This window comes from Pseudomonas sp. WS 5532, assembly GCF_012985445.1.
GTDB lineage: Bacteria > Pseudomonadota > Gammaproteobacteria > Pseudomonadales > Pseudomonadaceae > Aquipseudomonas > Aquipseudomonas edaphica.
This window is the reverse complement of record NZ_JAAQWK010000013.1, coordinates 79664-100940: the sequence shown is the minus strand read 5'-3', so window position 1 is coordinate 100940 and position 21277 is coordinate 79664. Positions and strand designations below refer to the sequence as shown.

The window sequence follows — 21277 nt, the reverse complement described above, 5'->3', positions numbered from 1 at the left end:
CTGGTCATCAGCGATGACCAGGGGCATGGGCCGGATCAGAAGTTCCAGCGGGTGCTGAGCATGACGTTACGCGGGTCGCCGTAGTAAGCCGAGTTGTAGAAGCCGATGTTGGTGTAGTACTTCTTGTCGAAGATGTTGTTGACGTTGAGGGTCGCCGATACGTTCTCGGTCACCTGGTAACGGGCCATCGCGTCGACGATCCACAGTGGGTCCTGGGAGAAGTTTTCCTCGGTGCCTTTGGCATAGTTGTTCAGCAGTTTCCAGCCAGTGCCCTGCCAGCGCACGCCGGTGCCCAGGGTCAGCTTGTCGAGTGGGCCGGTCAGCTTGTAGCTGGTGTAGATATTGACCTGATCTTCCGGCTCCCAGGTGGAGAGCTTCTCACCCTGTTTGTCGCGCATGATCTTATGGGTATAGCCCGCCTGCAACTGCCAGCCTGGCGCCAGCTCGCCGGAAATTTCCGCTTCGTAGCCTTTGGTCTTGGCTTCGGTGCCCCTGGAGGCGTAATCCAGCCCTGGGTGGCTGTTGGGGATGTAATCCGTGTCGTCGACGGCGCGGTTTTTCTCGTGAACCTCGAAGTAGGCCAGGCTCGAATTCAGGCGACCGTCGAAGAACTCGCCCTTAAGGCCGATCTCGTAGTTCTTGCCTTCATCCGGTTCCAGCGGTTTGTCGTTGCGGTCTCGGTAATCGTCCTGGGGCAGGTAGATTTCGGTGAAGCTGGCGTAGGCCGAGAAGTTGTCGTTGAGGTCATAGGTGATGCCGGCATAAGGCACTACCTTGCCGGTGTCCTTGACCTGGCTGGTGCCGCTGACTTCGTAGTTGTTGACCCGAGTGCCGAGGATCAGGTGCAAGTCATCCGCGAGGCTGAAGCGCCCGGTGATGTAGCTGGCGCTCTGGCGGGTCAGCTCGTCGTTCTTTTTGGTTCGAGGACCACGGTCCGGCTTGGGGGCGTCGCCGTCCCAGTTGAAGTAGTCGTGGCTGTTGTCGTAGTTGGTGGCGTTGGTGTAGTCGCTGCCCAGCCAGTGCGAGCGCGAGACCGACGTGCCGACCACCAGTTCGTGCTCACGCCCGAACAGGCTGAACGGCCCAGTGGCGTAGAGATCACCCGTGTCGCTGGTGGTTTCACCATTGTAGGTACGGGTCAGCAGCGATGCCTTGCCCGTTTCGGCATTGGGTGACAGCAGGGCCGACAACGGGGCTTTGTAGCCGTTGATCTGGTGGTTGTACTGCGCCTTGCCGACCCAGCCGTTGTCGAACGTGTGTTCCAGGGTGGCGAAGGCGGTACGGGTGTACTGTTTCCACTTGCTGTACTTGGCGCCGTTGTTGAAGGAGCGCGGGGTGCTGATGTGGTTGCCGGCCGAGTCAAAGAGCGAGGCCGCACCGGACCAGCTGGAGCCCTGCGGGTCACTGTCCTGGTAGTCGCCACCGATGGTCAGCAACGTATCCGGTGCCAGGTCGAACTCGAGAATGCCGTAGTAGACGTTGGTCTGGCGTTGGTAGTGATCGAGGAACGTGTGTTTGTCCTGGTACGCCGCAACAGCACGGCCACGCACGTTGCCGGTCTCGGTCAGCGGGCCGCTGACGTCGATTTCCGAGCGGTAGTTGTCCCAGGAGCCCGCGCCCAGGTCCACATAGCCCTTGAATTCCGAGGTGGGCTTTTTACGCACCATATTGATGGTGCCACCCGGGCCGCCGGCGCCGGTCAGCAGGCCGGTGGCGCCCTTGAGAATTTCGACGCGGTCGTAGATCACGGTGTCGGTCAAGGTGTGGCCCGACGAGTACTGGGCATCCTGCAGGATCGGAATACCGTCGTACTGGAAGTTCTGAATGGCGAAACCACGAGAGAAATAGCTGGTGCGCTCGCTGTCGTAGGTGGCAACGGTGATGCCCGGTGTGTGGCGCATCACGTCGTCGATCGACTTGAGGCTGAAGTCGTCCATAGCCTGGCGGGTCACCACGGAAATCGATTGCGGCGTCTCACGTGGGCTTAACACCATGCGCGTCGCGGTGGCGATGGTGCCAGGGGTGTAGGAGCCGGAGCCTTCGGTGATGGTCCCCAACTGGTTGGCGGTTACCTGGGTAGCACCCAGTTCCAGTGCCGACGTTTTCGCCGCGCTGATGGTGAACGAGCTGCCCTGCAGGTCATAGCTGATGCCCGTCCCGGACAGCAAGGTGGTCATGGCCTGGCCAGGTTGCAACTTGCCTTTGATCGCGTGGCTGCGCTTGCCTTCTACATCGGTAGGGCTGTAGAGCACCTGCAAGTTGGTCTGGCGACCGAACTCCTGAAGCGCGCTCCCCAGCGGCTGTGCGGGCACATTCAATTCGACCTCCTGCGCCTGCACATAACCTGCCACCGGCAGTGCCAGTGCCAGGGCAATCGCGCTTGGCAGCAGAGGGGTATTCAAGAGGCGGCGCATGGAGAGTGCCTTGCTCAAGGGACTCAGACCGAACGTTGCTGGCATGGATGCATTCTCTTCTATGTTTTAAGTGGGCAGCTTTTAGTGTTTATTGAGGTCAATTCTCATTACCACTAGTGAGACGTTCCTATCCGGAAAAACCGGAAAATAAATTTCAAGCCGGTTCCATCTCGTGCACGACCTTGCCCGCACGCAGGCGCACCAGTTGGTCGGCGATGTCGAAATAGCGGTCGTCGTGGCTGATCACGATGATGGTTTTGCCCAGGCGCTTGAGGTCGGGCAGCAGCTCGGTATAGAACACGCGGCGGAAGGCCGGGTCCTGGTCGGCGGCCCATTCGTCGAACACCAGCACCGGGCGTTCTTCGAGCCAGGCATTGACCAGCGCCAGGCGCTTGCGCTGTCCGGTGGAGAGGTCGGTGGTGCTGAATACGCCGTCCTTGACGCTGACTTTGTGCGCGATTTCCAGGCGCTCCAGGTACTTGGCAGCACTGTCCAGCGATTGCGTGGCGCTGCCCTGGACCAGGTCGTCGAACAGGTAATAGTCGGCGAACACCGTGGTGAACAATTGGCGATAGTCATCGCGCACCGGGTCGGTCACGGTTTCACCGTTCAGGCGGATTTCGCCGGCGTCGGGTTGATACAGGCCCAGCAACAGTTTGATCAGTGTGGTCTTGCCGCAGCCGTTCTCGCCGACGATAAACACGATATCGCCCTGCTGGATGCTCAGGTTGATCGGCCCCAGGTGAAACGGCTCGCTGCCCTCTACCGGCGGCGGGCTGTAGGTGACACCACGCAGTTCAAGGCTGTTGACCACCGGCGTGGGGGCTTCGCTGCCGTCCATCAACAAATGCGGCTCGGGGGACGAGAAGCGATCCGACAGCTCGGTGATACGCGCAAAGGCAATGCCGGCCTTGCCGATGATCGGCAGGTAACCGATCACGTGTTCGAGCGGGCCTTTCATGTACAGCAGTACCAACACAAAACCGGTGATCACCGCCGGGTCCGGGTTGGGGCTGTAGGCTTGCATGGCCAGGGCCAGGCCGATGACCACAAAGAACAGCATCGAGCCAAAGGTTTTGGCCACGATGTAGATGTTTACCGAGCGCACCTGGATGTCGCTGATCCGGTCGGCGGTTTCCTGGATACGGTGGGTGTTCATCCGGTAGCGCCGTGGCCGGTGGATGCGCAACTCCTTGGCGCCGGAGGCGATCGCCGAATAGTAGCGCTGCAGTTCGTCTTCCAGGTCGCGGGCTGCGTCGAAGCCGCGTATGCCTTTGTGGCCGGCGATGAACTGCACGCTGCTGCCGATCACAATGGCGACGATCATCATCAGGAACATCGGCACAGACAAGTAGGCCAGGTAACCCAGACACCCCAGGGTTACCGTGCTGGCGATGGCCAGCGGGGTGAACGCGAAGGAGAAATCGCTGATGGTATCGACGTCATGGGTGAGCACCGGGATCAGGCGGTGGGAGCGGTAGCGTTCGATCTGCTCGATGGGCGCCGACAGCACTTTCTCGCCGAGATCCTTGCGCAGGGCGGCAATGATCCGCTGGCCCACATAGTTGGTGCCGATATCCGAGACGATCGAACTGGTCAGCGCCAACAGGCATAGCGCCGCAAAGGTCAGGACCACGCCCTGGGTCATGCCGGTTGTAGAGTGCAGGGCGTTATTGATAGTCGCCAGCAGCAACGTGATGGCCAGGCCGCCGGCCATGCCCAGCGCGACAGAGACTGTCACGATGGTGCGAAAAGGCCTGAGCAATGCGAGCAAACCGTTAAAGGCGCCGCGCTTGGGGTCGGTCATAAATACTTCCCGGAAAGTGAAAAAAGAGGGGGCTGGGCACACAGACCCTTACCCATGACAAACGAAGTGTCGGGGCGACTATTTAGCGCGGCGCGCCGGGCGGTGGCCTGGGTCGATAAATTGCCTGCAGGCTGGTTCGTTCTTGTTGTGTAGGCGCACGCGTATTGGCGCGTGCCTGATCTATCCAGCGAGAGCGAAACAATGACGAAAAAGAATCTGGTGTATGTCTGGTCCCTGAGAAACGCTGCCGCCGACAAGGCCGGGCAGCCGGTGGCCTACAAGGACCACGAGCGCTATATGAAGTCGGTGCTGGAGTTTCTGGTGGGGTCGCTGAACGACACACCGTTGGGCCAGGCCTACAACCTGGTCGGCGTGGTGTACGACGATGACGAGCAGAACCCGCGGGACCAGCAGTTGGTGGCCGACTATGGTTTTGCCTATCAGCCGGGTCGCCAGTGGCTGTACCCGGCGGACCTGCGCGTGCAGGGCAAGCTGGTCAATGACTTGTTGCTAAGCGTGCCGTCCACCTACCGTCGCCTGCCGCGTGGCAGCGCCGAACACATCGCCGGCAAGCAGGATTTTGAACGTCGCTTGCACGACACCCTGGTGGAGTTGAAGGCCGATATCGTGGTGCTGGACGGCCTGTTGGTGATCCTCGATGAGTTGGTGCGGCCCGGCGCGCCGTTCGCGCGGCGAATCATGAACATTCACCCAGGCATTACCCGTATTGAATCGCCTTACGAGCGCCGTGGCGCCTATGCCACCTGGAATGCCTTGTACGGCGCGCGCGGGCAGACGGTGGTGGATTGGGCGAGCAAAGCAACCAAGGCCTGCGAACCGCTGTACCTCACCGGCGCTTCGTTCCATTACGTGGACAACGGCATTGATTCGGGCGAAGTGTTCCACGACGTGCTGAAAACCGAGATTTCGCCTGAGGACACCATCCTCGAATTGCGCTGGAACAACTTCAATAACAGCCTGTTCCCGGCGTTGCATGAAGGGTTGGAGTTGTTGGCTCAGCAGGCTTAAGGCGATCCAAGTGTGGGAGCTGGCTTGCCTGCGATGGCCTCAACTCGGTGTACCTGATGTACCGAGGTGTCTGCATCGCAGGCAAGCCAGTTCCCACATTCTGCTCGGTGTGCTGCTTAAAGGTCGCGCACTACCCGAAACCCAATCCAGTCCCCGCGGGTTTGCGGGTAGATGGTGTTGCGGTTGCCCGAGCGTGAGAACACCGGCGCTTCGCCCCAGTCATTGCCGCGGATCTGGTAGCCCTCGCAGTGGGGCTCCATCCAGGCGCTGCCGTCGGTAGGGGCGCCGATATAGTTGGGGTGCTCGCAGTCGGCAACCCGCTCATACACATTGCCGTGCATGTCGTACATGCCGAATGCATTCGGCGGGTAGCTGCCCACCGGCGAGGAATAGCTGTAGCCATCTGCCGGGCCGTAGGTGTTGGCGTGCTGGGCGATGCTGTAGCCCTTGCCCTCGTCGAACGGGAAGGGGAACGGCCCGGTGGAGCCGGCGCGGGCGGCGTATTCACGTTGGGCTTCGCTGACCATGTGGTACTTGTGCCCGGTTTTTTCCGATAGCCAGGCGACGTACTGCTTGATGTCGTCCATGTCCATGCACACTGCCGGCTGGCGTGGCCCTTGCGGGTAGCGGGGCTTGCTGGCGATGCATTCGCGGCCGGGGCGGGTGTCGCCGTCGGCGATCTTGACGCCGGTCTGGCGGATATAGCTGTCCCATTCGGCGGCAGTGACGTGGAAGCGGCTCATGGCAAACGGTTTGGCGAAGGTCACGTCGTGCATCGGGCCTTCATCGGGCTCGCGGCCGACTTCGTCTTCCGGCGTGCCCATGGTGAAGGTGCCGGCGGGCAGCACCACCATTTCCGGGCAGTCCTTGCAGTCCTTGAACACTTTGCCGGGTTGCGGCGTGGCGGCCTGCGCCAGGTTGGGCAGCCATGCCGCGCAAAGAGCAGTCAGCGCCAGGGCGGTCAGGGGTTTGAGTCGGGATGGATTCATGTGGGCATCTCGTTCAAAGGAAAAAAGGGCGCATCACAGGCGTTGGCTCAGCAGGGCCATAAACTGCTGGATTTCGTCCGAGCTGTTAAGCAGGCCGGGGGAAGTGCGGATCACCGGGCCGACATCGCGGTCGACGGCATCGATCACCACGCGGTTTTTCAGCATATGGGCGACGACCGCTTCGCTGTCCTGGTCCTTGACCCGAAAAAACGTAAAACCGGCCGACAGGTCGGTGCTGCGCGGTGTCACCAACTCGATCTGCGGATGCGCCAGCAACTGGGTTTTGAGTTCGCTGTTGAGTACGTGGATGCGCGCCTCAACCTGTGCCTTGCCCAGTTGCAGGTGCAGCTTGAACGCTTCATCCGCCGCCCAGCGATGCTCAAAGGCGTGGTAGCCGCCGGGCGTCATGGTGGTGGCAAAGTTGGTGTCTTCGGAGAAGGTCGGCACCATGGGTGTGACGTATTTGTTTTCGGCGTCGCGGGCGCAGACCAGCCCGGTGCCGCGTGGGCCGAACATCCATTTATGCGTGCCGGCGATAAAGAAGTCGCAGTGCATGGCCGGGAAGTCGAGGTTCTCCACGCCAAAACCATGTACGCCATCGACCACATACAGGATGCGGTCGTTGTCGTCGCGGTTGCGATTGAGTTCCTCCACCAGCTTGCCGATTTCGCCGATCGGCAGCTTCACGCCACTGCCGGACTGCACCCAGGTCATGCCCAGCACGCGGGTAGTGGGGCGAATGGCGCGCTTGATGTTGCCCAGCACTTCGTCACTGGAGACCTGGCTGGCGCGCTCGAACAAGCGGATGCGCCGCACCTGGGTGCCTTGGCGGGCGACGCGAAAGTCCAGCACGTTCTGGGTGGCGTAGTGTTCGTGTTCGGTGGTGAGAATCTCTTGGTCGGGGCGCAGCTTGATCCCGCCGTAGATCATCGCCAGGCCTTCCGACGTGCTGCCGGTGAGGGCGATCTGAGCCGGCTTGGCGTTCAGGTAACGACCGGCCCATTCGCGCACCTGGCCTTCACGTTTCCAGGTTTCTTCCAGGCCCCAGTCCATGGCCAGGCCGGGGTTGCGGTCGATCTGCTGGCGGTAGCGCTCAATGGCTTCGCGCACGGGGCGTGGGTGGGAGGTCACCAGGAAGTTGGAAAAGTGCAGGTAGTCCGGGTCTTGGGTGAACAGCTGTTTGAAACCCGTCCATGGGTCGTTTGTGGCAGGCGACTGGGTGGCTGCCTGGGCGTGCGCGAGCAATGTGCTGCCCAATGGCAGGCTGGCGGCGAGTACGCCAGCCTGCTTGAGGAATGTACGGCGGTCGGTCATGGACTGGCTTCTGAGTAATTAGCGGTTGGCCAACGGCTTGGCGGCTTTTTGTACCTGGTCCCACACCCGCAGGAAGTTGCCTCCCCACAGCTTGGCGATGTCGGCCTCGGAGTAGCCGCGCTGGATCAGTTCGGCGGTGACATTGCGCACTTCGCCGACGTTCTCCCAGCCCTGGATGCCGCCGCCGTCGTTGAAGTCCGAGGCGATGCCGACGTGGTCGATGCCGATCTTGCGCACGGTGTAGTCAATGGCATCGCCCCAGTCCTTGAGGGTGGCCTTGGGTTCTTCTTCAAGAATGGCGTACAGCCCCTGGGCGTACTGGCCGAACTTCTGCTCGGGCCAGGCGGCGATGATGGCGTCGCCGGGCATCAAGGCCACGGCCAGGTTGGGCAGCGACGGCAAATCGAAGCGCGCACGCAAGGTGTTGAGCTTGTCTTGGGTGGGTTGGCTCAGCGGGCGCAAATAGGCCGGGAAGCCCACCACCTGCACCACGCCACCGCTGTTTTTGATCAGTTGCAGTTCTTTGTCGCTGAGGTTGCGCGGGATATCCACCGAGGCACGCGGCGCCGAATGCGAGGCAATCATGGGGGTACGGCTCAATTGCGCGACTTGCTCCAGCGCCTTGGTCGACATCTGCGACACATCGATGATCACGCCCAGGTCGTTGAGGCGGTGCACGGCTTGTTGGCCGATGGCTGACAGCCCTTCAAGCGCGTCGGTGGTGTCATTGAAAAACGGCAGCGGGCGTGACGAGTCGGACCAGGCGTTGTTGCCGATATAGCTGAAGCCGAACATGCGCATGCCGCGTGCCGCCCACAGGTCCAGCTGGTTGAGGTCGTCGCCCAGCGGGTAGGCGTTGAGCATGCTGATAAAGATCGCAAACTTGCCCTCGCCATGCAGGCGCCGCATATCGTCCGGGGTGTAGGCGATGCCGACCTGGTTGGGGAAGTCGCGCACCATGCCGGAGATGATCTTGTAGCGCACCTCCTGCTCGTGACGGGCCTCCTCGACAAAACCGTCGGTGGGTTTGTGCGGCGCGTTGGGGCCGTTCCAGATTTCCGGCCAGCCGAAAATCGTCAGGGCCGCGCCCGACAAGCGCCCGCGTGCCGCCTTGGCGAGGTCAAACTGGCCGCTGCCATCCTTGTCGGCTTCGTTGCCGGCGGTGCCGAAATCCATGGGCACGGTGATATGGCTGTCGAACGACAACAAGCGGTCCTGCATTTCGTTGGCCTGCTTGATCACCTCCAGCGGGTAGCCGGCATTGCCTTTGAACCAGTGATACCAGGCCAGGAAACCGACCCCGGCGCCGATGGCCAGTGCCAGCGGCAGGCCGATATACAGCGCCTTTTTCGAACGTGATTTTGTCATTGCCATCTCAGTCAGTTGAGGCCTTTGCTATCAGGGAAGAACGAGCCATGGCCGGGGAAATTTAGGCGCGGGCGCTGGGCCGGTAAATTTCTCGCGGCCGTCAACGTTCTAGCTCTGATCAAGCTGTTTCCTAAGGTAGACAATGACCCTCTCTCGACGTGGCTTCATCGCCGGCCTGGCGCTGACCGGCGCTGCCGTGCCAGCGGCCCTTTATGCCCACCGCGAGCTGACGCGTGAAGAATTCCCGATCACGCCGGGCGAGGCCACGGTGGACCTGGCCGACACCGCCGGCCAACACCTGGCCAATACCCTGCGCGGTGTGTGGAGCCTGCGCCTGGAGGGCCGCGATGCGAGCCTTAAAGGCTTGCCGCTGCAAGGCCTGGAGCTGTTGCTCGACATCGCCCCGCGCGGCCGTGGCTTGCGTGGCTATCTGGACACCGCTGCAAACCTGCGTGCCGAGGGCGAGCCGCGTTACCGCGTGCTCGGTGATCTGCTGACGGGCGAGGGCGCCGTGCTCTACTGGCGCCTGATCGACCGCGACGCCGCGGATGGCGCACCGGCCTATGAGTTCAAGATGACCCTCGACGAAGTCTGGGCCGACTTCGCCAATGCCGGCAGCAGCACGCTGAGCGGGCAGGTTCTCGACCTTGAGCGCCCCCTGGCCCTGACCGAGTGCGACAACCGCTTTATCGCCCACAAGCAACTGTTCCCCGAGGCGCGCCAGCGTATCGGCCTTAACCCGACCTTGCTGGCCTGGCTGATCGCGCCTGAGCACCGGCTGTTCCACCAGCTCTGGCACGCCACCCGTGACCAGTGGCACAAGCTGTCCGAGGAAAAACGCGATGCCCTGCGCGGTATCGGTTGGCAACCCGGGCCACGCGGCCAGGAGCGCGACGCGCGCGGCAAACGCAAAGACCGCAACGGTTCGGGTATCGACTTCTTTTTCATGCACCGGCATATGCTTGGCACTGCGCGCTCCATGCAAGACCTGCCTTCCTGGCCGCAATTCCCTGAACCCCAACCGGCGCTGGAACGCGATCGCCTGGGGTTTTTGCGTTATTTCGATAACCACGACGGCTTTGCGCTGCCACCCTGTTGGTCAGCACCTGATGACAGCGACTACACCCAATGGGTCAGCGATATCAAGGCGGCCGAGACCTACCACAGCAACTTCCAGGTGTGGGAGTCGCAGTACCGTGACCCGCGTTACCTGGCCAAACTGACCTTGGGCCAGTTAGGTTCGGAGATGGAGCTGGGCCTGCACGACTGGTTGCACATGCGTTGGGCCTCGGTGCCCCGTGACCCGTCCAACGGCGCGCCGGTGCCGTTCGCCCGTGACCCGGCGGACTTTGCCGCGCGTTGGTACGCGCCGCAGAACGACTTCCTGGGCGACCCGTTCTCATCGCACGTAAACCCGGTGTTCTGGCACTTTCACGGCTGGATCGATGATCGCATCGAGGACTGGTTTCGCGCCCATGAGCGGTTCAATCCAGGCGAGGTCAGCCGGCTGGAGGTCAACGGGGTCAAGTGGTTTGCCCAAGGCCGCTGGGTGGAAGTCGCTGACCCATGGCTGGGGCCGGACACCCACGGTTGCAGCACCACGCCGGGGCTGCAGATGGGGCGGTCGATGGAGATGGACCCGGAGACCATGAAGCTGGCGCTGCGCATCACTTTCGCCGAAGAAGACGGATTGCAGGCCTTGTTCAAGCGCGTGCCGAAACGGCCCTGGTATGCGCGCCACTTGAAACTCAAGTAATGCCCGGGACGTTTGGCCACAGGTCTGCAACAAGGAACAAACGTTCGGCTTCTTCCCAATCTGCGCCTTGCTGAACCAGCCGCACCAGTAATTGGGCCGGTGCCATCGGGTCGAGGTCTGCCAGCCAGGCTTGCATCTGGTCAGCACGCCACACCTGATCCTCCGAGTAATGCGCCGGCGCCAGCCAGGCGTGCCGAGGCAGGGGTTGCCAGCGCCCCGGCGGGCTCTGGCTGACGAAGTCGCGCCAATCACGCTGATGCAGCCAGCGCCCGCGCAGGTGCTGTGGTTCAACGCCCAGCGGGGATTCGGCGGCGCCGGGCCACGGATAGAGCAAATACCCGCCCAGCCACAAATGTGCATCGAACTGCGCAATATCCAGCGCCGCCAGGGCTTCGCGGCTTTCCGGGCGGGCCGAAATCGGTAGTTGATGCTGGGCCAGGTGCGCGAGCTTGCGGTCCAGCCGGTCATGACAGCCGGGGCCGAGCCATTGCGCGGGGTCCTGGCCGTTGCCGTCCTGCGGCCCCAGATACAGTTTGATCGCCAGTTCCAGGTGGTGCACGCCATCGCGGTCGCGCACCAGCATATCCAGCTCGCCCAGCGTATGCCCGGCGCGGCGGATCGGCAGGTTGGCGGCCAGTAACTCCACCCCCGGCGCATGTTGCACCGCGAATTGCCACAGGCGCTCGTAGTACGGGCCCAGGCGCCGCGTGCGCGACAGGCTTAGCCAATGCTGCAAGGCGCTGCTGTCCTGGTCGAGGGTGCGTAACCACTGTTCGAGCCGGTGCGGCGCCTGTACCCAGTCGCTGCCGGCCAGTGGGTGGCGCTGCGGCCAGGGCGTTTGCGCAAGCATCGGCGGGGCGAGCACCACCCACGCCAGGTCGCGCACCTCGGGGTGGCGCAATTGGCGGGGCAGGTTGAGCAGGTCGGGGAACACAGTCATGGTCCGAGCATAGCCTTTTAGAGCCGTTAAGGGTGGCTGAGAACCATTGTCATCAAGGCCCTGCGGCGACAAAGGGTTTTGCCTGACGCGGCCTTTCGCCCATAATCGTTCTTTTTGCCAGACCCCAAATCCCGCAGGAGCCCCATGGAGCAATTTCGCAATATCGGCATTATCGGTCGCCTGGGCAGTACCCAGGTGCTGGACACCGTCCGCCGGCTGAAAAAATTCCTGCTGGAACGCCACCTGCATGTGATCCTCGAAGACACCATCGCCGAAATCCTGCCCGGCCACGGCCTGCAAACCTCGTCGCGCAAGATGCTCGGCGAAGTCTGTGACATGGTTATTGTGGTCGGCGGCGACGGCAGCCTGCTGGGTGCCGCCCGTGCCCTGGCGCGGCACAACGTGCCGGTGCTGGGGATCAACCGTGGCAGTTTGGGGTTCCTCACGGATATCCGCCCGGATGACCTCGAAGTCGAAGTGGCCAAGGTGCTCGACGGCCATTATCTGGTGGAAAACCGCTTCCTGCTGCAAGCCGAAGTACGCCGCCACGGCGAGGCCATCGGCCAGGGCGATGCGCTCAACGATGTGGTGCTGCACCCTGGCAAATCCACGCGCATGATCGAGTTCGAGCTGTATATCGACGGCCAGTTCGTGTGCAGCCAAAAGGCTGACGGCCTGATCGTCGCCACGCCGACCGGTTCTACCGCGTACGCACTGTCGGCCGGCGGTCCGATCATGCACCCCAAACTCGATGCCATTGTGATCGTGCCGATGTACCCCCATATGTTGTCCAGTCGGCCAATTGTGGTTGATGGCAACAGTGAGCTGAAAATCGTGGTGTCCAAAGACATGCAGATCTACCCGCAAGTCTCCTGCGACGGGCAGAACCATTTCACCTGCGCCCCCGGTGACACCATCACCGTGAGCAAAAAGGCACAGAAGTTGCGGTTGATCCACCCGCTGGACCACAACTACTACGAAGTGTGCCGCACCAAGCTGGGCTGGGGCAGCCGCTTGGGGGGTGGAGGCGACTGATGCTCGATCCCGCGCGTAGCTACGACCTGATTGGTGACGTGCACGGTTGCGCTCATACCCTTGAGCACTTGCTCGACCGGCTGGGCTACCATAAACAGGCTGGAACCTGGCGCCATCCGACGCGTATGGCGGTGTTCCTCGGCGATATCATCGACCGTGGGCCACGCATCCGCGAGGCGCTGCATATCGTCCACGATATGACCGAGGCCGGCCAGGCGCTGTGCATCATGGGCAACCACGAGTTCAACGCGCTGGGCTGGAGCACGCCGGCGCCGCCGGGCAGTGGCAAGCAGTTCGTGCGCGAGCACAACCCACGCCATGCGCGGTTGATCCACGAAACTCTGACCCAGTTCGAGCACCACCCGGCCGACTGGCACGACTTCCTCGGCTGGTTCTACGACATGCCGCTGTTTGTCGACGCCGGGCGGTTTCGCGTGGTGCATGCGTGTTGGGACGAAGGCTTTATCCAGCCGCTGCGCGCCACCTTCCCGGATGGCTGCATCGACCAGCACTTTTTGCAGGCCGCCGCCGTGCCGGGCAGCTTTGCCTGCAACGCCTTCGACCGCCTGCTGCGCGGCACCGACATGCGCCTGCCGGACGGCCTGACGCTGACCGGTGGCGATGGCCTGACGCGCTCATTTTTCCGCACCAAATTCTGGGAAGACGACCCCAAAACCTACGGCGACATCGTGTTCCAGCCCGATGCACTGCCGGAACCGGTGGCGCGAACGCCGCTTTCGTCTACGGAAAAAAATTCCCTGCTGCGTTATGGCGTCGACGAACCGTTGTTGTTCGTCGGCCATTACTGGCGCAGCGGCAAGCCGGCGCCGATCCGCGACAACCTGGCCTGCCTGGACTACAGCGCGGTGCTCTACGGCAAGCTGGTGGCGTACCGACTGGACCAGGAAACCCGCCTGGATCCGCGTAAATTTGTATGGGTCGACGTTGAGCGGCCTGAGGTCATTGTATGAGTACGGTAGCTGTATTGCGCTTGCCGCTGAGTGTCGACTTGAGTGGTTTCGTCAAACTGCTGCAACGCATGCAAGTGCCCCATCGCGTCAGTGAAGAAGCAGGCGAGCAAGTGTTGTGGGTGCCCGAGAACATCAGCGCCGACGTGCAAGTGTTGTATCAACGCTTTCCCGCCGGTGACCCGGACCAGCAACTGGATATTCCCCAGCAGGCGCCCGTCACGCGGCCAAGCTTTGTTCAGCAAGTGCGTTTCAGTCCGGTGACGGCGCTGGTGCTGCTGGCGAGCATGATCGTTGGCGCGGTGACCTTGTTGGGTGAAAACCTGCAGACCATGAGCTGGCTGACCTTCCTGCCGTTTCGCGTGATGGGTGAGTACATCCAGTTCACCCCGTTTGCCGAGACTATGGCGTCAGGGCAGTGGTGGCGGCTGGTCACGCCGATGCTGATCCACTTCGGCATCCTGCACCTGGCCATGAATGGCATGTGGTACTGGGAGCTGGGCCGTCGTATCGAGTTGCGCCAGGGCAGTATCAACCTGCTGGGCCTGACCCTGTTGTTCAGCCTGGTGTCCAATTACGCGCAATACGCCTATGGCGGCCCGAGCCTGTTTGGCGGTTTGTCTGGCGTGTTGTATGGCCTGCTCGGGCATTGCTGGATCTTCCAATTGTTGTCGCCTAACCCGGCTTATCGTCTGCCGCGTGGCGTGCTGGCGATGATGCTGATTTGGCTGGTGCTCTGCATGTCGGGGCTGATCTCGATGATCGGTTTCGGCGAAATCGCCAACGCGGCTCACCTGAGCGGCTTGGTCATCGGTTGCCTGACGGGTTTGCTGGGCGGGTTGTACAACCGCCGCAAAGCCTCTATTTGATAAGGAAGAGCCTTATGTCCTCTTTTGCTGAAATGATCGAAAACATCACCCCGGACATCTACGAGAGCCTCAAGCTGGCCGTGGAAATCGGCAAGTGGTCCGATGGCCGCAAGCTCACTGCGGAGCAGCGCGAGCTGTCGCTGCAAGCGGTGATCGCCTGGGAAATCCAGAACCTGCCCGAAGAGCAGCGTACCGGCTACATGGGCCCGCAGGAATGCGCGTCCAAGTCGGCGCCGGTGCCGAACATTCTGTTCAAGTCGGATGCGATCCATTGATTGAAATTGGTCGCGGTGCAGTCAGCAAAATGTCGGCGCAACTCGGTGAGCCGACCGTTCAATACGCGTTTCGCCTGGGCGACACCGAGGTGCCGGTCAACCCGTTGATCGGTACCCACGTGCGCCTGGAGTATCTCGGTGCCATCCATTGCAGCCATTGCGGCCGCAAGACCAAGACCAGTTTCAGCCAGGGTTACTGCTACCCGTGCATGACCAAACTGGCCCAGTGTGACCTGTGCATCATGAGCCCCGAGCGTTGCCATTACGACGCCGGCACCTGCCGTGATCCGGGCTGGGGCGAACAATTCTGCATGACCGACCACGTGGTGTACCTGGCCAACTCGTCGGGCATCAAGGTCGGCATCACCCGTGCCACCCAGTTGCCCACCCGCTGGCTCGACCAGGGCGCCAGCCAGGCGCTGCCGATCATGCGCGTGGCGACCCGTCAGCAATCCGGTTTCGTTGAAGACCTGTTTCGCAGCCAAGTGGCCGATAAAACCAACTGGCGTGCTTTACTCAAGGGCGATGCGCAATCGGTGGATCTCAAGCAGGTACGCGATGAGCTGTTCGCCACCTGCGCCGACGGCCTGCTGGGGTTGCAGGAACGCTTTGGCTTGCAGGCCATCCAACCGGTAACCGACATCGAGCCGATCGAAATTCGTTACCCGGTCGAGCAATACCCGGCCAAGATCGTCAGCTTCAACCTGGACAAGAACCCGATTGCCGAAGGCACGTTGCTGGGGATCAAGGGCCAGTACCTGATCTTCGACACCGGCGTTATCAACATTCGTAAGTACACGGCCTACCAGCTCGCCGTGCATCAGTAAAAAGGATGCTATCCATGCGCACCGAACAACCGAAGATGATTTACCTGAAGGACTATCAGGCGCCGGATTACCTGATCGAAGAAACGCACCTGACCTTCGAGTTGTTCGAGGACCATAGCCTGGTCCATGCGCAGCTGGTGATGCGCCGCAACCCCGAGCGCGGCACCGGCTTGCCGCCGCTGGTGCTCGATGGCCAGCAGCTGGAGCTGTTGACCGTCAACCTGGGTGACAGGGAACTGACCGAGGCCGACTACCAGTTGACCGACAGCCACCTGACCCTGCACCCGACCCGCGAAACCTTCACGGTCGACACCAGCGTGCGTATCCACCCGGAAACCAACACTGCCCTGGAAGGCCTGTACAAATCCAGCGGCATGTTCTGCACCCAGTGCGAGGCTGAAGGTTTCCGCAAGATCACTTACTACCTCGACCGCCCGGACGTGATGAGCACCTTCACCACCACGGTGATCGCCGAACAACACAGCTACCCGGTGCTGCTCTCCAACGGCAATCCGATTGCCAGTGGCCCCGGCGAAGACGGCCGTCATTGGGCGACCTGGGAAGACCCGTTCAAGAAACCTGCCTACCTGTTTGCATTGGTGGCCGGTGACTTGTGGTGCGTTGAAGACAGCTTCACCACCATGACCAATCGTGAAGTGGCGCTGCGCATCTATGTCGAGCCGGAAAACATCGACAAGTGCCAGCACGCCATGACCAGCCTGAAAAAATCCATGCGCTGGGACGAAGAAACCTACGGTCGCGAGTACGACCTCGACATCTTCATGATCGTGGCCGTGAATGACTTCAACATGGGCGCCATGGAGAACAAGGGCCTCAATATTTTCAACTCCAGCGCCGTGCTGGCCCGCGCCGAAACCGCCACCGACGCCGCTCACCAGCGCGTCGAAGCGATTGTTGCTCACGAATACTTTCACAACTGGTCCGGCAACCGCGTGACCTGCCGTGACTGGTTTCAGCTGTCGCTCAAGGAAGGCTTCACCGTGTTCCGTGACTCGGGCTTCTCCGCCGACATGAACTCGGCCACGGTCAAGCGTATTCAGGATGTGGCGTACCTGCGCACCCATCAGTTCGCTGAAGACGCCGGCCCGATGGCCCACGCGGTACGCCCGGACAGCTTTATCGAGATCTCCAACTTCTACACCCTGACCGTGTACGAAAAGGGCTCGGAAGTGGTCGGCATGATCCACACCTTGCTCGGCGCTGAAGGCTTCCGTAAAGGCAGCGACCTGTACTTCGAACGCCATGACGGCCAGGCCGTGACCTGCGACGACTTCATCAAGGCCATGGAAGACGCCAACGGCGCCGACCTCAGCCAGTTCAAGCGCTGGTACAGCCAGGCCGGTACGCCGCGTCTGGCGGTAAGCGAGTCGTTTGATGCCGCAGCCAAAACCTACAGCCTGACGTTCCGTCAAAGCTGCCCGCAAACGCCGGACAAGGTTGAGAAACTGCCGTTCGTGATTCCGGTGGAATTGGGCCTGATGGACGGGCAGGGCGCCGCTATCGCCTTGCGCCTGGCGGGCGAAGCAGCGGCTGGCGGCACGTCGCGGGTGATTTCGGTGACGCAAGCGGAGCAGACCTTCACCTTCGTCGACATCGCAGAAAAGCCGTTGCCTTCGCTGCTGCGCGGCTTCTCGGCGCCGGTGAAACTGAGCTTCCCGTACAACCGCGACCAACTGATGTTCCTGATGCAGCACGACAGCGATGGCTTCAACCGCTGGGATGCCGGCCAGCAATTGTCGGTGCAGGTGTTGCAGGAGCTGATCGCCCAGCATCAGCAAGGCCAGGCCTTGAAGTTGGACCAGCGTTTGATCGACGCACTGCGCACGGTGCTCAGCGATGAAAGCCTGGACCAGGCCATGGTCGCCGAAATGCTCTCGCTGCCAAGCGAGGCCTACCTCACGGAAATCAGCGAAGTGGCGGATGTGGAGGCCATCCACGCCGCCCGTGAGTACGCCCGCAAGCAACTGGCCGACAACCTGTTCGAAGCGCTGTGGCTGCGTTACCAGGCCAATCGCGAGCTGTCCAAGCAGACGCCTTATGTGGCGGCGGCCGAGCACTTTGCGCGGCGCGCCTTGCAGAACATCGCGCTGTCGTACCTGATGCTCAGCGGCAAGCCTGAAGTGTTGGCCGCAACGCTGGACCAGTTCGACACCAGCGATAACATGACCGAGCGTCTCACGGCATTGGCGGTGCTGGTGAACTCGCCGTTCGAAGCGGAAAAAGCCCAGGCGTTGGCGGTGTTTGCCGAGAACTTCAAGGACAACCCGCTGGTGATGGACCAGTGGTTCAGCGTGCAGGCGGGCAGCACGTTGCCGGGCGGGTTGGAGCGGGTCAAGGCGCTGATGGAGCACTCGGCGTTCAACATCAAGAACCCGAACAAGGTGCGCGCACTGGTGGGTGCATTTGCCGGGCAGAACCTGATCAACTTCCATGCTGCAGACGGCTCGGGTTATCGCTTCCTGGCGGACCTGGTGATCCAGCTCAATGGCTTCAACCCACAGATTGCTTCGCGCCAGTTGGCGCCGTTGACCCGCTGGCGGAAATACGACAGCGCCCGTCAAGCGCTGATGAAGGCGGAACTTGAGCGCATTCGTGCCTCCGGCGAGCTGTCGAGCGATGTATTCGAGGTGGTCAGCAAGAGCCTTGCGTAAACCGCGCGCATAAAAAAACGGCCTGAACAGGCTAATGCCAGTCAATTAAGACATAGCCGGTAATTGTGGCGAGGGAGCTTGCTCCCGTTGGGCGGCGTAGCAGTCCCATGCTTTTAAAGCAAAGAGCAGGGGCTGCTTCGCGCTGGAGCGCCAGCCCGGCCCAGCGGGAGCAAGCTCCCTCGCCACAGGTTACTGGTTGTCAGTTCTCGCGCTCAACTGGCTGGCATTAGCCTGAACAGGCCGTTTTTTTTCGTCTCAAATAACCGGTGGGCGCGGTGTGTCTGCGCCGTGGTCGAGCGCGAAGCGCTCCGAGATAATCCCGTGGGGAACGCCCAATGGAATTGCGCCGGCAGTGTCCAGGCGGGCCACTTGCTCGTTCGCCAGGCCGGCATAGTGGATCTTGCCGGCGCGCACCAAGACATCGAAGCTGCGCAGTATCTCTTCCATCGGCGTGACGTTGTCGCTCATGTGCGCCCAGAGCGGGTCGATGTGATCGGTGTTCAAGCTTTTGAGGCTTTCTTCGACCGCCCGCACCATGTTCTTGCGGTTGTTGCCGAGTTTTGTAATTTATTCGGTCAAGGGTCTTTTTTGCTGCTGACATTTTCTGACAGGGCGCTCTGCTAAGCTGCGGCACTTTTTCCTTTTTCGGCGGGGTCCAAGTGTCGCGTACCACTCGTTTACTCACCTTGTTGCAGGCCCTGCGGGGCAAGAAGCGCCCGGTGACCGCGGCCGTACTGGCTGCGCAGTTGGAAGTCTCCGAGCGCACGCTGTACCGCGATATCGCTGAGCTGACGGCACTCGGCGCGCCGATTTTTGGTGAGGCGGGGGTGGGTTATGTGTTGCGCAGCGGGCTGTTTTTGCCACCATTGATGCTCAACGCCGAGGAAACTGAAGCCATCGTGCTGGGGTTACGCTATGTGGACCAGCGCGGCGACGACGTGCTCAGTCGTGCGGCGGCTAATGCCTTGGCAAAAATTGCCGATGTGCTCGACCCGGTTGCGCAGGAAGCCTTGCGTAACCCCACGCTGCTGCCGGGGCCGCCGGGGTTTGGCTACCCGGAAAATCGCGTACCGCTGAATGTGTTTCGTGAGGCGATTCGCAACCAGGCCAAGCTGCATATCGATTACGCAGACGCCAGCCAAACCCAGAGCCAGCGGTTGATCTGGCCGTTGGCATTGGGGTTTCTCAATGAGGTCCGTGTGATCGTGGCCTGGTGCGAGTTGCGTGGCGCTTACCGTACGTTTCGCACCGACCGGGTGGCCGCAGCTGACGCCCACGGTGAGCGTTACCCTGGCCGGCGCAGCGACCTGCTGCGCGGCTGGCGAAAGTTGATGGAACACAATGACTCAGGACCGTTCACTCCTGACAAAAACTGACACAGGGCTGGCTTAGCATGGCGCCATAAATCACTAAAAAGGAGCTGTGCCATGTCTTTTCCAGCGTTAGCCCCCGCCATTGCAGCCTACATAACCGCGACCAATACCGGCGACACCTCAGCCATTGCCCAGTGCTTTGCCGATGATGCCAACGTATTCGATGAAGGCGATCATCAAGTTGGTCCGACAGCCATTGCCCGCTGGGTTGAAGACACCGGGCGTCGCTATCAGCCTCGTGTTGAAGTGATCAACGTGCAGCATCGCACCGGCAAGGTATTGGTCAGCAACAGGGTCTCCGGCAATTTCCCCGGTAGCCCTTTGGAGCTGCGTTATACCTTCCGCCTGAACGAACAGGGCAAGATTTCACGGCTGGATATCTCGCTGTAAGTCATACTGGCACGCATGACTTTCGACTCGCCGCTTGCCGCCTACCAATACGCCATCGCCCAGCAAGGCTTCGTGCCCGACGACGCCCAGTGCCGGGCGGTGCAAGCCCTGCAAACCTGCTTTGAGGCCTTGCACCACGGCCGCTTGCCGATTCCCGGGGTTTACCTGTGGGGGCCAGTGGGCCGGGGCAAGACCTGGCTGATGGACCAGTTCTATCACAGCTTGCGTGTACCTGCGCGGCGCCAGCATTTTCATCACTTCATGGGCTGGGTGCATCAGCGATCTTTCCAGCTCAGTGGCATCCATGACCCCTTGCAGGCTTTGGCGCGCGAACTCAGCCAGGACGTGCGCGTGTTGTGTTTCGACGAACTGTTCGTCAGCGACATCGGTGATGCGATCATTCTCGGCCGGCTGTTCCAGGTGATGTTCGAGGAGGGCGTGGTCATGGTCTGCACCTCCAACCAACCACCGGACGAGCTGTACGCAGGCGGCTTCAACCGCGAGCGATTCTTGCCGGGTATTGAGGCGCTCAAGCAACATATGCACGTGGTGGCAGTGGACGGTGGTGAAGATCACCGTTTGCATCCAGGTGTGGGGCTGCAGCGCTATTGGGTCAATCAGCCACAAGCGCTCGCCACACTGTTCAAACAGTTAAGCGAAGGCCGGGTGACCGGCAGCGGCGTGGTCAGCGTCGGGTACCGTTCGATAGTGGCGGTGCAGTCCAGCGACACGGTGCTCTGGTGCCGGTACGCCGATTTGTGCGAGCAACCCTTGGCAGCGATGGACTTTATGCTGCTGTGCGATCGCTACAAGGCGATCCTGCTGGGTGAAGTGCCCAACCTGAGCGCACAAAAACGTCCGGGACGGATTGCCCGTGGCACCGAAGATGGTGTTCAGCGAGTAATGGCCGGTGACCGTGAGTTGCCTGAATTGTCGGTACACGATGACAGTGTGCGGCGCTTCATCGCGCTGGTGGATGAGTGCTACGACCGCAAGGTGCCACTGTTTATCGAGGCCCAGGTGCCGTTGGCAAGTCTTTACACCGAGGGTTATCTGGAGTTTGCGTTCCGGCGCACCTTGAGTCGTTTGCAAGAGATGCAACTGCAGCGGTTCGGCGCCTAGGACAAATCCCAGGCCAGTGGTGCTTGTTGGTGGGCGCAACCTTCGTCATTTCCGTCAGGTATTTGTAGCTAATCTCCTTCATCTGCGACGGGCTCCCCGCTTACAATTGTCTCCTCAAAGGGAACCGAT

The 21277-nt window shown here is 61.4% G+C and carries 17 protein-coding genes and 1 pseudogene; 11 read left to right on the top strand and 7 right to left on the bottom strand.

The window, feature by feature from the left end; translation table 11 throughout:
* Positions 1 to 35 precede the first annotated feature (35 nt).
* Positions 36 to 2414 carry a TonB-dependent siderophore receptor gene (locus HBO23_RS21585; protein ID WP_017138098.1) on the bottom strand — a complete coding sequence of 793 codons (2379 nt, stop codon included), beginning with the start codon at positions 2412 to 2414 and terminating at the stop codon, positions 36 to 38.
* Between the two features lie 154 nt (positions 2415 to 2568).
* Entirely contained in the window at positions 2569 to 4221 is a 1653-nt protein-coding gene (locus HBO23_RS21580; RefSeq protein ID WP_099549287.1) for a cyclic peptide export ABC transporter, read from the bottom strand.
* A gap of 201 nt (positions 4222 to 4422) precedes the next feature.
* Here HBO23_RS21580 and HBO23_RS21575 point away from each other — a divergent pair, with 201 nt between their 5' ends.
* Positions 4423 to 5250 (top strand): N(5)-hydroxyornithine transformylase PvdF, encoded by an 828-nt coding sequence (locus HBO23_RS21575; RefSeq protein ID WP_170039680.1) that lies wholly within the window; start codon positions 4423 to 4425, stop codon positions 5248 to 5250.
* 116 nt (positions 5251 to 5366) lie between these two features.
* Here HBO23_RS21575 and HBO23_RS21570 read toward each other — a convergent pair whose 3' ends face one another.
* Genes HBO23_RS21570 through pvdM form a run of 3 tightly spaced genes read right to left on the bottom strand, consistent with a single transcriptional unit; the run spans position 5367 to position 8921 of the window.
* Complete coding sequence (locus HBO23_RS21570; RefSeq protein WP_170039678.1) at positions 5367 to 6239, bottom strand: formylglycine-generating enzyme family protein; 873 nt, start codon at positions 6237 to 6239, stop codon at positions 5367 to 5369.
* 33 nt (positions 6240 to 6272) lie between these two features.
* The gene (locus tag HBO23_RS21565) at positions 6273 to 7553 is read right to left on the bottom strand and encodes an aminotransferase class V-fold PLP-dependent enzyme (protein ID WP_170039676.1); all 1281 of its coding nucleotides are present in this window, start codon (positions 7551 to 7553) and stop codon (positions 6273 to 6275) included.
* Positions 7554 to 7571: 18 nt separating this feature from the next.
* Positions 7572 to 8921 carry a pyoverdine-tailoring dipeptidase-like protein PvdM gene (gene pvdM, locus HBO23_RS21560; protein ID WP_170039675.1) on the bottom strand — a complete coding sequence of 450 codons (1350 nt, stop codon included), beginning with the start codon at positions 8919 to 8921 and terminating at the stop codon, positions 7572 to 7574.
* A gap of 142 nt (positions 8922 to 9063) precedes the next feature.
* Between pvdM and HBO23_RS21555 the strand changes: the two genes are divergently transcribed.
* Positions 9064 to 10677, top strand: a complete 1614-nt coding sequence (locus HBO23_RS21555) for a PvdJ/PvdD/PvdP-like protein (RefSeq protein ID WP_170039673.1) — start codon at positions 9064 to 9066, stop codon at positions 10675 to 10677.
* Here the strand turns inward: HBO23_RS21555 and HBO23_RS21550 are convergent.
* Positions 10670 to 11617, bottom strand: a complete 948-nt coding sequence (locus HBO23_RS21550; protein ID WP_170039671.1) for a DUF1853 family protein — start codon at positions 11615 to 11617, stop codon at positions 10670 to 10672. The two genes, HBO23_RS21555 and HBO23_RS21550, sit on opposite strands and share 8 nt — an antisense overlap.
* Before the next feature lie 144 nt (positions 11618 to 11761).
* Between HBO23_RS21550 and HBO23_RS21545 the strand changes: the two genes are divergently transcribed.
* Genes HBO23_RS21545 through pepN form a run of 6 tightly spaced genes read left to right on the top strand, consistent with a single transcriptional unit; the run spans position 11762 to position 18263 of the window.
* Complete coding sequence (locus HBO23_RS21545; RefSeq protein ID WP_010210870.1) at positions 11762 to 12652, top strand: NAD(+) kinase; 891 nt, start codon at positions 11762 to 11764, stop codon at positions 12650 to 12652.
* Positions 12652 to 13623: a metallophosphoesterase gene (locus HBO23_RS21540; RefSeq protein ID WP_017138106.1), complete on the top strand. Its 972-nt coding sequence runs from the start codon at positions 12652 to 12654 to the stop codon at positions 13621 to 13623. Before HBO23_RS21545 ends, HBO23_RS21540 begins: the two co-directional genes overlap by 1 nt.
* Complete coding sequence (locus HBO23_RS21535) at positions 13620 to 14489, top strand: rhomboid family intramembrane serine protease (RefSeq protein ID WP_017138107.1); 870 nt, start codon at positions 13620 to 13622, stop codon at positions 14487 to 14489. Before HBO23_RS21540 ends, HBO23_RS21535 begins: the two co-directional genes overlap by 4 nt.
* 14 nt (positions 14490 to 14503) lie before the next feature.
* Positions 14504 to 14764 (top strand): DUF1315 family protein, encoded by a 261-nt coding sequence (locus HBO23_RS21530; RefSeq protein WP_017138108.1) that lies wholly within the window; start codon positions 14504 to 14506, stop codon positions 14762 to 14764.
* Entirely contained in the window at positions 14761 to 15591 is an 831-nt protein-coding gene (locus HBO23_RS21525; protein WP_056860307.1) for a DUF2797 domain-containing protein, read from the top strand. The genes HBO23_RS21530 and HBO23_RS21525 overlap by 4 nt, the downstream gene beginning before the upstream one ends.
* 14 nt (positions 15592 to 15605) lie before the next feature.
* Positions 15606 to 18263 (top strand): aminopeptidase N, encoded by a 2658-nt coding sequence (gene pepN, locus HBO23_RS21520; protein WP_170039669.1) that lies wholly within the window; start codon positions 15606 to 15608, stop codon positions 18261 to 18263.
* 354 nt (positions 18264 to 18617) lie between these two features.
* Here pepN and HBO23_RS21515 read toward each other — a convergent pair.
* A pseudogene (locus tag HBO23_RS21515) lies at positions 18618 to 18830 on the bottom strand (aldo/keto reductase); the annotation flags it as partial.
* 92 nt (positions 18831 to 18922) lie between these two features.
* Here HBO23_RS21515 and HBO23_RS21510 point away from each other — a divergent pair.
* Genes HBO23_RS21510 through zapE form a run of 3 tightly spaced genes read left to right on the top strand, consistent with a single transcriptional unit; the run spans position 18923 to position 21148 of the window.
* On the top strand, positions 18923 to 19639 hold the full coding sequence (locus tag HBO23_RS21510; protein WP_170039668.1) for a YafY family protein: 717 nt from the start codon (positions 18923 to 18925) through the stop codon (positions 19637 to 19639).
* Positions 19640 to 19690: 51 nt separating this feature from the next.
* Positions 19691 to 20026: a nuclear transport factor 2 family protein gene (locus HBO23_RS21505; protein ID WP_017138114.1), complete on the top strand. Its 336-nt coding sequence runs from the start codon at positions 19691 to 19693 to the stop codon at positions 20024 to 20026.
* Between the two features lie 15 nt (positions 20027 to 20041).
* Complete coding sequence (gene zapE, locus HBO23_RS21500) at positions 20042 to 21148, top strand: cell division protein ZapE (RefSeq protein WP_170039667.1); 1107 nt, start codon at positions 20042 to 20044, stop codon at positions 21146 to 21148.
* Positions 21149 to 21277 lie beyond the last annotated feature (129 nt).

Excerpts from the sequence above, each read along its gene's own strand:
- HBO23_RS21505 (WP_017138114.1), top strand. The coding sequence starts at position 19,691 with ATGTCTTTTCCAGCGTTAGCCCCCGCCATTGCAGCCTACATAACCGCG.
- HBO23_RS21540 (WP_017138106.1), top strand. The coding sequence starts at position 12,652 with ATGCTCGATCCCGCGCGTAGCTACGACCTGATTGGTGACGTGCACGGT.
- HBO23_RS21580 (WP_099549287.1), bottom strand. The coding sequence starts at position 4,221 with ATGACCGACCCCAAGCGCGGCGCCTTTAACGGTTTGCTCGCATTGCTC.
- HBO23_RS21570 (WP_170039678.1), bottom strand. The coding sequence starts at position 6,239 with ATGAATCCATCCCGACTCAAACCCCTGACCGCCCTGGCGCTGACTGCT.
- HBO23_RS21575 (WP_170039680.1), top strand. The coding sequence starts at position 4,423 with ATGACGAAAAAGAATCTGGTGTATGTCTGGTCCCTGAGAAACGCTGCC.
- HBO23_RS21535 (WP_017138107.1), top strand. The coding sequence starts at position 13,620 with ATGAGTACGGTAGCTGTATTGCGCTTGCCGCTGAGTGTCGACTTGAGT.
- HBO23_RS21585 (WP_017138098.1), bottom strand. The coding sequence starts at position 2,414 with ATGCGCCGCCTCTTGAATACCCCTCTGCTGCCAAGCGCGATTGCCCTG.
- HBO23_RS21545 (WP_010210870.1), top strand. The coding sequence starts at position 11,762 with ATGGAGCAATTTCGCAATATCGGCATTATCGGTCGCCTGGGCAGTACC.
- HBO23_RS21530 (WP_017138108.1), top strand. The coding sequence starts at position 14,504 with ATGTCCTCTTTTGCTGAAATGATCGAAAACATCACCCCGGACATCTAC.
- pepN (WP_170039669.1), top strand. The coding sequence starts at position 15,606 with ATGCGCACCGAACAACCGAAGATGATTTACCTGAAGGACTATCAGGCG.
- HBO23_RS21565 (WP_170039676.1), bottom strand. The coding sequence starts at position 7,553 with ATGACCGACCGCCGTACATTCCTCAAGCAGGCTGGCGTACTCGCCGCC.
- pvdM (WP_170039675.1), bottom strand. The coding sequence starts at position 8,921 with ATGACAAAATCACGTTCGAAAAAGGCGCTGTATATCGGCCTGCCGCTG.
- HBO23_RS21550 (WP_170039671.1), bottom strand. The coding sequence starts at position 11,617 with ATGACTGTGTTCCCCGACCTGCTCAACCTGCCCCGCCAATTGCGCCAC.
- zapE (WP_170039667.1), top strand. The coding sequence starts at position 20,042 with ATGACTTTCGACTCGCCGCTTGCCGCCTACCAATACGCCATCGCCCAG.
- HBO23_RS21555 (WP_170039673.1), top strand. The coding sequence starts at position 9,064 with ATGACCCTCTCTCGACGTGGCTTCATCGCCGGCCTGGCGCTGACCGGC.